General features: G+C 39.1%; 9 protein-coding genes. 1 reads left to right on the top strand and 8 read right to left on the bottom strand.

Features of this window, described 5'->3' with window-relative positions; genetic code table 11:
- Positions 1 to 17: 17 nt before the first annotated feature.
- Complete coding sequence (locus tag F0Q01_RS02430; protein WP_090485853.1) at positions 18 to 920, bottom strand: mechanosensitive ion channel family protein; 903 nt, start codon at positions 918 to 920, stop codon at positions 18 to 20.
- 127 nt (positions 921 to 1,047) lie between these two features.
- Positions 1,048 to 1,311: a hypothetical protein gene (locus F0Q01_RS02425; protein WP_090485850.1), complete on the bottom strand. Its 264-nt coding sequence runs from the start codon at positions 1,309 to 1,311 to the stop codon at positions 1,048 to 1,050.
- Positions 1,312 to 1,581: 270 nt separating this feature from the next.
- On the opposite strand from F0Q01_RS02425, the gene F0Q01_RS13965 reads away from it, so the two are divergent.
- The gene (locus tag F0Q01_RS13965; protein WP_090485847.1) at positions 1,582 to 3,414 is read left to right on the top strand and encodes a glycoside hydrolase family 11 protein; all 1,833 of its coding nucleotides are present in this window, start codon (positions 1,582 to 1,584) and stop codon (positions 3,412 to 3,414) included.
- A gap of 57 nt (positions 3,415 to 3,471) precedes the next feature.
- Here F0Q01_RS13965 and rhaB read toward each other — a convergent pair whose 3' ends face one another.
- The 6 genes from rhaB to F0Q01_RS02390 all read right to left on the bottom strand — a co-directional run bounded on the left by rhaB (position 3,472) and on the right by F0Q01_RS02390 (position 12,299).
- Complete coding sequence (rhaB, locus tag F0Q01_RS02415) at positions 3,472 to 4,869, bottom strand: rhamnulokinase (RefSeq protein ID WP_090485844.1); 1,398 nt, start codon at positions 4,867 to 4,869, stop codon at positions 3,472 to 3,474.
- Positions 4,870 to 5,038: 169 nt separating this feature from the next.
- The gene (locus tag F0Q01_RS02410; protein ID WP_090485841.1) at positions 5,039 to 6,838 is read right to left on the bottom strand and encodes a carbohydrate-binding protein; all 1,800 of its coding nucleotides are present in this window, start codon (positions 6,836 to 6,838) and stop codon (positions 5,039 to 5,041) included.
- Between the two features lie 284 nt (positions 6,839 to 7,122).
- Positions 7,123 to 8,376 (bottom strand): serine/threonine transporter SstT, encoded by a 1,254-nt coding sequence (gene sstT / locus F0Q01_RS02405; protein ID WP_090485838.1) that lies wholly within the window; start codon positions 8,374 to 8,376, stop codon positions 7,123 to 7,125.
- Positions 8,377 to 8,493: 117 nt separating this feature from the next.
- The gene (purB, locus tag F0Q01_RS02400) at positions 8,494 to 9,945 is read right to left on the bottom strand and encodes an adenylosuccinate lyase (protein ID WP_090485835.1); all 1,452 of its coding nucleotides are present in this window, start codon (positions 9,943 to 9,945) and stop codon (positions 8,494 to 8,496) included.
- 11 nt (positions 9,946 to 9,956) lie between these two features.
- Positions 9,957 to 11,399: an amidophosphoribosyltransferase gene (gene purF / locus F0Q01_RS02395; RefSeq protein WP_090154598.1), complete on the bottom strand. Its 1,443-nt coding sequence runs from the start codon at positions 11,397 to 11,399 to the stop codon at positions 9,957 to 9,959.
- 33 nt (positions 11,400 to 11,432) lie between these two features.
- Complete coding sequence (locus tag F0Q01_RS02390; RefSeq protein ID WP_090154600.1) at positions 11,433 to 12,299, bottom strand: phosphoribosylaminoimidazolesuccinocarboxamide synthase; 867 nt, start codon at positions 12,297 to 12,299, stop codon at positions 11,433 to 11,435.
- Positions 12,300 to 12,327 lie beyond the last annotated feature (28 nt).

Here is a 12,327-nt window from a genome sequence, read left to right as displayed (position 1 = left end):
TATGGGTCCTTCCTAAATTAATCTTCTTTTTTTATGTGAACATCTAACTGATTAAAGCAGATTTCAATCCCCGCCTTATCAAAACGTTCTTTTATTTGCTCTAGAACTCTCCATTTTGTCTCCCAGTAATACTCTGTCTCGATCCAAAAACGAAGACCTATCTGAACCGCACTTTCTCCTAACTCTGCTACAAATACAGAAATAGGCTCAGAGGAAATACGGTGGTCCTGCTGTGTAGCAATGTACTCCATTATCTCCTTTGCTCTCTTAATGTCAGAACTATAGCTAATCCCAACAGTCTCATTGAACATTCTTCTAGTCATAGAAGTACAGTTAGTAAGAGATGCTGAAGATAATGTACCATTAGGAATCTGCACCATTCTACCATCAATCATCTTAAGGCTAGTGTAAATGATATTGATTTTTTCTACTCTACCCTCTTGATTAGTAGCATGCTCAATGATGTAATCACCGACTCTAAATGGATGCATTACAAGAATCAAAATGCCACCGGCGAAATTTGAAAGAGCTCCCTGCAGCGCAAGACCGATGGTAACACCAAGTCCTGCCACAGCAGCAGAAATAGATGTGGTAGTAACTCCAAATAATCCAAGAATTATGGTAAATAAAATAATATATAAAATCCATCTAAGGACTGACTCTAAGAATGTGGCTACACCTGTATCAACATTTCTAATAGTCAACGCCTTAGCTGTTAGCTTGATAATTCCCTTTATAATCTGAGAACCTATAAAAAATACAACTATAGATAACACTACACACCACAAGAAACTCCAAAACTGTGGAATGAGCTTTTCAATCTGTTGTTGTATAACACCCTTTTGAATATCCTCTACTAATTCGTCAGCCGAAATAGTCCCATTTGTAATATCAGTTGCCAAAAAAATTAAGCTTCTCATATTATTCTCCCGCCTTTTACACTTTGATGCAAATTATACCATATTTCATATTTTTTTTTAACACAGTACAGTTGCTTTTAAAGGCCTATTTTTCTCAACAATAGCTAGTCCCATTTAGTTTTATGGGCTAGGCTGACAATAAAAACAAAACTACAAATTTATAAATCAAAAAGCCAGAAGGAACCAGCGCTAATGCTGCAGCTATTAAAAGAACAATAACAAGGGTTTTCTTTCTCTTAGACTCACTAAGCTTTTTACCTGTATTAGCAAGAACAACACTACTAATAAGTGCCGTAATTCCAACAGCTATAAGAAAAAGTACCAATCCTACTACAGCTAAAAAAGCTGCAAGCATCAATAAACATACTAACAATACTCCAATAAATGCCATTATTCTTCCCTCTTTTTTCTATATTTACTAGTTGTATTGTACAAGAACATCACTTGTAATCCAAATATATTTTACAGATTCTTTTCATAAATTCGCGCCATGCAACATTTTAATACACGTATGTGGATTAAGCCACTGTTATACCCACAGAATAATTAAAGCACATTTTTTCACTTTTATGGCAAGTTTTATAATGCATGATTATTTCCTCGTTGTTACGATTTTATTATGTGGTTATAAACATTTGTAACATATAGAAGGAGGTTTTTAGTGAAGAAAAAATTAGCAGCGGCGTTGTTGTCTCTTGCCGTTTCTGCCACCACACTTTTTGCACCTATTACTGTTAAGGCAGCTAACACAATTTACAACAACGAGACCGGTAACCAGGATGGTTACGATTATGAATTATGGAAAGATACGGGAAACACAAGCATGACATTGAATGCTGGGGGAACATTCGAATGTTCATGGAGCAATATTAACAATGCTCTTTTCCGTAAAGGTAAGAAATTTGATAGTACAAAAACCTACAAAGAAATAGGAAATATTTCTTTTGATTACGGTTGCGACTATAATCCAAATGGAAATTCTTATCTTTGCGTCTACGGATGGACAGTAGACCCACTAGTTGAATACTACATTGTAGACAGCTGGGGAACATGGCGTCCACCAGGAGGAACTCCAAGAGGACAAATCCAGGTAGACGGTGGTACTTATGATGTATATGTTACTACCCGTGAAAATGCCCCTTCCATCCAGGGCGACACTACATTTACACAGTACTTTAGCGTTCGCACAACAAAGCGAACCAGTGGTACTATAAGCGTTTCAGAGCACTTCAAAGCATGGGAAAATATGGGGTTACCATGCGGAAAGCTTTACGAAGCTGCTCTGAATATCGAAGGCTACCAAAGTAGCGGTACAGCAAATGTTTATAAAAACAATATGACTATCGGAGGCAGTTCTTCTGGCTCAAACAACTCCGGCAACCAGGGTTCAAGCCAAGGAAACAACGGAGGCAATAGTAATGCTGGAAACAACCTAGTAACTGTTAACGATTCCGATAAAATTCAATGTGAAAACATGACAAAGAGTGGCCAATATGCAGGAAACATCTCTTCTCCTTTCAGCGGTGTAGCCCTGTACGCCAACAATGACACTGTAAAATTCAACCAGAATTTCACAAGCGGCACTCATGACTTCACACTAAGAGGATGCTCTAACAATGATAATATGGCTAGAGTAGATTTGAAAATCGGCGGTCAATACAAGGGAACATTCTATTATGGCGACTCATACCCAGCTGAATACACTATTAAAAATGTCAGCCACGGAACAGGCAACCAAACTGTAGAGCTTGTAGTGACAGCAGATGACGGTCAATGGGATGCTTATATTGATTGGCTTGGAATAGGTGGAATCAGCTCACAAGGGGGAGCTTCTCCATCTCCATCCACAGGCAATGGCAATTCTGGAGGAAACACTGGTAACAAAAAAGTAGTGGCTCTCACATTTGATGACGGGCCTAGCAGCACTACTGATCAGGTACTAGACGTCCTTGAGCAATATAATGTAAAGGCAACATTCTTCCTTATTGGACAGAATGTAAATTCCAACACTATGGCAACTATGCAGCGCCAGGTTAACATGGGTTGCGAGCTTGCCAGCCATTCATATACACATGAAGACATGGCTTACATGAGCCCAAATGACATTAAGAACCAGATGTATTGGACTTCTTCAGCCATCAACAACACTGTTGGTGTGGAGCCAAAATTCTTCCGCCCACCATATATTTCAGTGAGCAATACTATGTATCAAAACATTGATGTTCCTTTTATTCAAGGAACAATGCACAATGATTGGGAGTCAGGAACTTCATCTTCACAAATCGTGAATTCCGTCCTTTCAAGCACAAAGGATGGTGATATCATTCTACTTCACGATTTCCAGGGAAATAGCAAAACAGTTCAGGCTCTCCCACAGATAATAGAAGGTCTTCAGAATCAGGGTTATCAATTTGTTACAGTTAGCGAATTATTCCAGATAAAAGGTGTTAATCCAAATGTAGAATATAAAATCTGGTCAAACGCTAACCAGTAAAAATTTACCCATCGTTTATAACCACAAAGGCGCCAGGGACACCCGGCGCCTTTTATATTATCCATATATTTTTACATCAAAAGACTCTGCCACTGCCCTTCTTGCTTCCTCAAGAGATGAAAACTCATTTTTTGCAAGCATTTGTACAATTATATTTCCTATAGCAGTAGCTTCTGTAGGTCCAGCAGATACAATAAGCCTAGTTTCTTTGGCTGTCAGCTCATTGAGATACTTAGCATTAGAACCACCGCCAACTATAAATAATTTTTGATATTTCACATTTTGAACGAACTCTATCTCTGCCAAGGTCTTTTTGTAGCATACAGCCAGACTATGATAAATAACCCTAGCAAAATCGGAAGGTTCTTTAGGTTCCGGTTGATTTGATTCTTTGCAAAAAGTAACCACCGCATCCATCATGGATTTCGGCGCAAGAAATCTCTCATCATTGCAATCAACTATAGAAACACAGCTACTCTCCTCAGCCATCTCGCAAAGCTCTGCAAATGAATATTTATCATCCAATTCCTTCTTTAAACTCTGAATCATCCAAAGTCCCATTATATTTTTCAAATATCTGAAGCGATAATTATAGCCTCCTTCATTTGTAAAATTCAGGGCATGGGATTCCTTTGAACAATCAGGTTTCATGGCTTCAACGCCCATAAGAGACCATGTACCTGAGCTTATGTAGAGGGTATTTTTCTCGTTTGAAGGAACTGCAAGCACAGCTGATGCCGTATCGTGGGAACCTGGAAGAATAACTTCACAATCAAAACCTATTTCTTCTGAAACCTCTTTTCTTAAATTCCCGAGACTTGTTCCAGGAACTTTTATTTCTTGAAAAATCTCTTTTGGGTACCCAAGCATATCTATAAGCTCATAATCCCATGACTTAGTATTTGGATTAATAAGCTGGCTTGTGGTTGCAATAGTATATTCTGAAGCCTTTTTCCCCGTCAAAAGAAAATGCATGTAATCAGGCATCATAAGCAGAGCCTTAGCATTTTCTAGCTGATTAGGATTTTGCGTTTTGACCGCCATAAGCTGATAAATAGTATTGTAGATAGCCTTTTGAATTCCTGTTCTTGCATATAAATCTGTCTCAGAAATGATTTTATAGACTTCTTTATCCATATCCTCATTTCTACTATCTCTATAGCCTACAGCCTGACCAATTAAATTATCATTCTCATCAAGCAGGACAAAGTCTACACCCCAGGTATCCACACCAATTGTAGAGGGTATTTTTCCTATAGCCTTGCATTTCTTAAGTCCTGTAAGAATCTCACCAAATAAATACTTGGTATCCCAGCATAAATGCCCCTTAATCTCTTTCAAACCATTTTCAAATCTATGGATTTCTTCAAGTTTAATTATTCCATTTTCAGTTTCACCTAATATAAGCCGTCCACTGGACGCCCCCATATCAATCGCCGCAAAATATTTTCCCATAATGCCCCCTTTAATTATCTATCCTCTTTATAAATAGAATTATAGCTTCTAGAAATATGGGAAAGTATTACTTTGCTGGCAATTTATATAATCTTTTTCACAACAAAAAATGGCACCTGCAATTACTTGCAGATGCCATCGTACTTTTATTTAGGCAATAATTTTACAATTACTGAACTGACACATCAAGTGTATTTCCGATGCTACCTGTTCCGATAATACCGAACTGAATTGACTTTCCGTTCTCAATATGTGAGTTCCAATCAAGTGGAGTGATTACATAGTAGTCACCCTCCTCTTTAATATTTACACACCAGCTATTGTCGATGCTTACCTGATCTTTTCTAACCTTAACTGTCCAGCCATTAGTTGTAGAACCTGACTTATTATCTACAAAGAAGTCAACAGTATAGCCTGTGCCCCAGCTATTAATCTGATATCTAACATTTAATCCCTCAGTAACTACTGGATCTGGGTTAACTGGGTCTGGATTAACTGGCTCTGGAGTTACTGGATCTGGGTTAACTGGATCTGGATTTACTGGATCTGGATTTACTGGATCTGGATTTACTGGATCTGGATTTACATTTGGTCCAGGCATCAATTTCCACGAATCAAGATTTACTGTGCCTTTCTTTGCAACTAAATATACATCATGTTTACCTGTAACATCTGATGTAAACTTCACAGCATTTGTTTTAAATTCATCTGGAGATGCAATCTTTAAAGAAGCAACCGCTTCACTGTCAAGGCTATCAACATGAAGCTCTAATGATGTATTTGGTCTATCTGATTTAGCTGTAATCATCAAGCCTGAAATACCTTTTGATAAGTCTACATCCTTAAATAAAATATATCCATTTGCTTTAATTCCAAGATAGTTAACACCATCCTTGCTTAAAGGTGCAGCAAAATATTTATCCTGTGCAGATTCAGCTTCTACTGTATCATATGGATTTAATGTTGTAGTTGGATTCTCTGGTGTTTCTGGTTGTGGATTTTCCGGCTGTGGATCTTCTGGCTGTGGGTCAGGATTTGCACTTTCTACAGGAAGTAATTTCCATGAATCAAGTTTTACTGTACCTGTCTTTGCAACCAAGTATACATCATGTGTGCCTGTAACATCTGATGTGAACTTTTCAGTGGTAATTTTAAAAGCGCTAGGAGCACTAACCTTTACAGATGAAAGCGCTTCACCATCGACGCTATCTATATGAAGTTCTAAAGTTGTATTAGGTCTATCACATTTAGCAGTAACCACTAAACCTGAGATACCTTTTGATAAATCTACATCTTTAAATAAGAGGTATCCATTTGCTTTAATTCCAACATAGTTAACACCTTTATCACTTAAATCTTCAGCATCTGATCTCTCCTTTGTAGATTCAGCCTCAACTGTATCATATGGATTAAATGTTACAGTTGAATTCTCTGGTGTTTCTGGTGTTTCGGGATTCTCTGGCTGTGGATTTTCAGGCTGTGGGTCCTCAGGCTGTGGCTCAGTTGTCTGAGCTGCCACTGCTGACCAATAGTCAATTGACACAGATCCACCCGCACCTACAAATGCGATAGTATCTTTACCCTCTACATTCTTCATTGCTGCAGAGAAATCCTTATACTCGCCATTTGTATTTGAAAGCTTGATATTACCTAGAACTTCGCCATCTGCTCCGCCCTTTCTTACTTCGATAACAGCTGGGCCTTCTGCTTTAGCAGAAATAGCGATTTTTGAAAGACCTTCTGAGAAATTAACATCCTTTACAAAGAAATAATCACCCTTATCAATACTTGATACTACCTTAGCGCCGCTTGCTTCTGTGGTGACTTCAACACCTGAATCACCAAACTTTGCTTCAGCCTGAATTGTCTTATAAGGATTGAAAGCAGGTGCTGCCTCAACTGTAAGCGCTGGTGCTGTGAGACCAGCAGCCAACAGCATGCTTAATATAACTGGTACTTTTCTTTTCATAAAACTTTATACCCCCTTGGTATTTTTTTGTATACGGAAATTTCCGAAAACGTTTACGTTGCTCGAGCCTTTTCAATTGTAATAATTATGTAATAGTTTTACTTTCTAATTCTTGCCTTGCAACTATTAATTATTGCCTTTTTATACACATCAGTGGCATAAACGAGCAAAAACGTTATAATAAACGCAAAACAACCAATCAATTGTGTAATATATACTTAATTGATTGGTTATTTTTCTTGTTATTATCAGTTATTTTATATAACTATTCGTTAATATTTGTATTATATATCTAATTTTGTATCACCACCCAAGAATGTTGGAAGTGATTTTCCATTCTTTTTCCACTGTGCATATTCTGCTGTAGCAGCAAACATAACGTCACCAGATGAATTAAGAGCAGTCTCAACAGAATCCTGCACTACTCCAATAATAAAGCCTACTGCAACTACCTGCATTGCAACATCTCCATCTACACCAAATAAAGAACATGCCATAGGAATAAGAAGAAGTGAACCGCCAGCTACACCTGAAGCACCACATGCTGCAAGTGTTGAAATAAATGCAAGAATAAGCGCAGTTACAAAGGATACATGAATACCTACTGTATTTGCAGCTGCAAGGGACATAACTGCTATAGTAATTGCTGCACCATCCATGTTTATTGTTGCACCAAGAGGAATTGATACAGCATACATTTCTGGATCCATACCAAGCTTCTCACAAAGCTCCATATTTACTGGAATATTTGCAGCCGAGCTTCTTGTAAAGAAAGCTGTTACGCCAGATTCTCTAAGGCATCTAAATACAAGTGGATATGGATTTCTTCTGAGAACAATTGCCGCCAAAAGTGGATCTACAACAAGTGCTACAGCTACCATACAACCAACTAAAAGCAATAAAAGCTTGCCATAATCTGTGAAAATAGACATTCCATTTGTAGAAATATTCTCGTATACAAGACCCATAATACCAAATGGAGCAAGCTGAATTATCCATCTTACAGCTTGGGAAACTATTTCAGAAATGTCTCCCATCATCTTCTTAGTAGCATCGCTGGCAATTCTCTTAGCTGCCACACCAAGTACAACTGCCCAGAAAAGAATACCAATATATCTTCCCTCAGCAAGTGAATTAACAGGATTAGATACCATGTTAATTAAAAGATTAGAAAGGACCTCGCCTACACTTGAAGGAACTGTATCTGCCTGAGCTGCCTCAGTAAGAGTAAGTGTCTGTGGGAATATAAAGCTTCCAACTACTGCTATTACAGATGCAAGAAGTGTACTTGTCATATAAAGGATAAGTACAAGGCCAAATCTTCTATCTAGCTTGTCATTGCCCTGGGCAAGAGCTGCAATTACAAGAACAAATACAAGCACAGGAGCCACTGCCTTTAAAGCTCCAACAAATATTGTGCCAAGAAGTGAAAGAAAGCCAAGATTATCAAAGGCCAATCCAAAAGCCACTCCCAACAACAATCCGATGATGATTCTTAGAATCAAACTTACACTAGTGTACTTTTTAATTAGATTCATACGTATATTCTCCCTTTTATAAAATTATGGTTTAATTCTACCGCTTTAAACTAATGAAGTAAAGGAATAAACAAAAAAGTCACTCCCTAAGGAGTGACTTTAATATGCTATAAATTATTAAACATTAATCTCAGCCTTAACACCAAGAATTTCTTTGTTAGCATCAAGAATTGGGTTGATAACATCACGAAGATAAACTTCAACCTGACGTGGGCTACGTCCAACATATCTGCTAGGCTCCATTGTAGCCTCAAGCTCCTCAAGTCCCATTGGGAACTGATCATCATCAGCGATAAGCGAAAGCAAGTTATTCTCCTTACCCTCTACCTTGACATTCTTGCCTGCCTCCATAGAAAGTGTACGAATCTTCTCATGAAGCTCCTGTCTATTGCCACCAAGCTTAACAGCATCCATCATGATATTCTCTGTAGCCATAAATGGAAGCTCAGACATCAGGCGCTTTGTAATAACCTTGTCGTATACAACAAGACCATCTACTACGTTAAGGCAAAGGTCCAAAACACCGTCAGTTGCAAGGAAACCTTCTGCTATAGAAAGTCTCTTATTAGCTGAATCATCAAGTGTTCTCTCAAACCACTGTGTAGCTGATGTAATAGCTGGATTAAGGGCATCAATCATAACGTAGCGAGAAAGTGATGCGATACGCTCAGAACGCATTGGATTTCTCTTGTAAGCCATAGCTGATGAACCAATCTGGCTCTTCTCAAATGGCTCCTCTACTTCCTTCAAATGCTGAAGAAGTCTAATATCGTTTGACATCTTGTGTGCTGAAGCGGCGATGCCTGCTAAAATATTGCAAACTCTAGTATCTACCTTTCTAGAATATGTCTGACCTGACACTGGATAACAAGCATCAAATCCCATCTTCTTAGCAATAGTAGGGTCAATCTTGTCAATTGTCTCATTATCACCATTAAAGAGCTCTAAGAAGCTAGCCTGTGTACCAGTTGTACCCTTTGAACCAAGAAGCTTAAGAGTAGAAAGTACATAGTCAAGATCCTCAAGATCCATAACGAACTCATTGAGCCAAAGTGTTGCACGCTTACCAACTGTAGTTGGCTGCGCTGGCTGGAAATGTGTAAATGCAAGTGTTGGCTGATCCTTGTATTTCTCTGCAAAATTAGCAAGCTCTGCAATAACATTTACAAGCTTCTTTCTGATGAGAAGAAGTGCATCACGCATGATGATTATATCTGTATTGTCGCCTACGTAGCAGCTTGTAGCTCCAAGGTGGATAATACCTGCAGCCTTAGGACACTGCTGTCCGTATGCATATACATGGCTCATTACATCATGTCTTACTTCCTTCTCACGAGCCTTAGCAACATCATAATTGATATCCTCAATATGCTGCTTCATCTCATCAATCATATCCTGAGTAATAACTGGCTTGCCATCCTGAGAAAGACCAAGTTCCATCTCTGTCTCAGCAAGTGCAATCCAAAGTCTACGCCATGTAGAAAACTTTTTATCCTGGGAGAAAATATACTGCATTTCCTTGCTTGCATATCTCTCAGAAAGTGGGCTAGTGTATCTATCTGTGCTCATAATTCTCTCCTTTATTTATCGTAATCTCCACGAATATCGTTTTCTGGTGGATCCATAGGATAGTTGCCATCAAAGCAACCATGACAAATCTCAAGTCCGTCTACCATCTGTGAAAGTCTGTCGAACTGAAGATATGCCAATGAATCGGCACCTATGATTTCACGGATTTCCTCTACTGTATGGTTGTAAGCTATAAGCTGCTCACGGCATGGTACATCAGTACCAAAATAGCAAGGCCACAAGAATGGAGGTGATGAAATACGTACATGAACCTCTGTAGCGCCTGCATCTCTAAGCATCTTAACAATACGATCAGATGTAGTACCACGGACAATTGAATCGTCAATCATGATGATTCTCTTGCCAGCAACAACCTCACGAAGCGCATTAAGTTTTACCTGAACAGAAGACTCTCTACTAGCCTGCTTAGGTTTGATGAATGTACGACCTACATATCCATTTTTAACAAATGCTGTTCCATAAGGAATGCCTGACTCAAGTGAAAATCCAAGAGCCGCTGCATTACCAGACTCAGGAACGCCAACAACCAAATCAGCATCTACTGGTGAATCCTGCGCAAGATAACGTCCTGCCTGAATTCTAGACTCATATACTGACTTGCCATCAAATGAACTGTCAGGTCTAGCAAAATAAATATACTCAAATATACAACGAGCATGCTTGTCCTTAGAAACACATCTGCTCTTGTCGGATTTGATTCCAAAATCTGGAGAAATAGTAACAATCTCTCCTGGCTCAATATCTCTGATAAACTCAGCACCAATTGTATCTAAGGCACATGACTCAGATGCTATTACGTATGCATTGTCACGCTTACCGATGCAAAGAGGTCTGAATCCCTGTGGGTCACGGGCAGCAATAAGCTTACGTGGTGACATTACTACAAGTGAATAAGCACCCTTGATTCTGTCACAAGCTCTAGCTACAGCCTCTTCTACAGTTGCACTGTTAAGACGCTCTCTTGCTATTAAATAAGCGATAGTCTCAGAATCGATAGTAGTCTGGAAAATAGCACCAGTCATTGAAAGCTCATCTCTAAGCTCCTCAGCATTGATAAGATTACCATTGTGGGCCATGCCGAGAATTCCCTTGATGTAAGAAAGCACAAGTGGCTGAGCATTCTCTCTACAAGACGAACCTGCGGTAGAATATCTTGTATGTCCTACACCGATATCGCCGTGCATTCCCTCTAAGATATCCTGATTAAATACTTCATTTACAAGTCCCATGCCCTTATTCAAAGAATAATTGCGCTTAGGACCATTGGTGTCTGAAACGGCGATACCGCAGCTCTCCTGGCCTCTGTGCTGCAGAGCAAAAAGACCATAATAAATAGAGGAGGCAACGTCCCCACCGTCGAAATCATACATCGCAAAGACGCCGCACTCCTCGTGCAAATCGTCCCATGGAGTATCCTTAATAATTTCCTTCATAAAATCTCCTAATACAATAAAATCACTGGATTCTTAAATCGCAAGCTCCTTGCCAGTAAGAAGCTTGTAAGCCTCTAAATACTTAGCGATAGTCTTATCAATTACATCCTGTGGAAGGAGGTAATCAGAATCTGGATTTGCCTTTAACCAATCACGTACAAACTGCTTATCAAAGGATGGCTGACCATGTCCAGCCTCATATCCCTCAAGTGGCCAGAAACGTGAGCTATCTGGAGTAAGCATCTCATCTGCGAGAACAACATTGCCCTCCTCATCGAGACCAAACTCAAACTTTGTATCAGCAATGATAATTCCCTTAGTAAGAGCATAGTCTGCGCACTTCTTGTAAAGAGCAATTGTCTTGTCGCGAAGTGCCTCAGCATACTCTAAACCGTGACCTGGGAATTCCTTTTCAAGAACCTCAATGGAACGTTCGAAAGAGATATTTTCATCATGATCACCAATTTCTGCCTTGGTTGATGGAGTGTAGATAGGTTCTGGGAGCTTATCAGACTCCTTAAGTCCAGCTGGAAGTGAGATGCCACAAACTGTACCGTTCTCTTTGTAGCTTGCCCAACCTGAACCTGTGATGTAACCACGAACGATGCACTCGATTGGAAGCATTGTAAGCTTCTTGCACATCATTGACTTACCCTTGTATTCATCATTTCTGAAGAACTCAGGCATGTCGTTAACATCAGTTGAAAGCATGTGATTTGGAACAATGTCTTTTGTAAGGTCAAACCAAAACTTTGACATCTGTGTAAGAACTGCACCCTTATTAACGATTTTGTTCTTTAAAATAACATCGAATGCAGAAATACGATCTGTGGCTACCATGATAATGCTATCACCATTATCGTATACTTCTCTTACTTTTCCTTCTTTAATTGGTTTCATAATCAAATCCTCTCTCTTATCTATTTAA

The sequence above is a fragment of the Pseudobutyrivibrio xylanivorans genome, from assembly GCF_010906925.1.
GTDB lineage: Bacteria > Bacillota > Clostridia > Lachnospirales > Lachnospiraceae > Pseudobutyrivibrio.
Note: the sequence above shows the minus strand (reverse complement) of the source record. Positions and strands in the feature narration are given on the sequence as shown.

What these genes read in the sequence shown, in the direction of transcription:
- F0Q01_RS02430 (WP_090485853.1), bottom strand. Translation starts at nt 920, where the DNA reads ATGAGAAGCTTAATTTTTTTGGCAACTGATATTACAAATGGGACTATT.
- F0Q01_RS02425 (WP_090485850.1), bottom strand. Translation starts at nt 1,311, where the DNA reads ATGGCATTTATTGGAGTATTGTTAGTATGTTTATTGATGCTTGCAGCT.
- rhaB (WP_090485844.1), bottom strand. Translation starts at nt 4,869, where the DNA reads ATGGGAAAATATTTTGCGGCGATTGATATGGGGGCGTCCAGTGGACGG.
- F0Q01_RS02410 (WP_090485841.1), bottom strand. Translation starts at nt 6,838, where the DNA reads ATGAAAAGAAAAGTACCAGTTATATTAAGCATGCTGTTGGCTGCTGGT.
- sstT (WP_090485838.1), bottom strand. Translation starts at nt 8,376, where the DNA reads ATGAATCTAATTAAAAAGTACACTAGTGTAAGTTTGATTCTAAGAATC.
- purB (WP_090485835.1), bottom strand. Translation starts at nt 9,945, where the DNA reads ATGAGCACAGATAGATACACTAGCCCACTTTCTGAGAGATATGCAAGC.
- purF (WP_090154598.1), bottom strand. Translation starts at nt 11,399, where the DNA reads ATGAAGGAAATTATTAAGGATACTCCATGGGACGATTTGCACGAGGAG.
- F0Q01_RS02390 (WP_090154600.1), bottom strand. Translation starts at nt 12,299, where the DNA reads ATGAAACCAATTAAAGAAGGAAAAGTAAGAGAAGTATACGATAATGGT.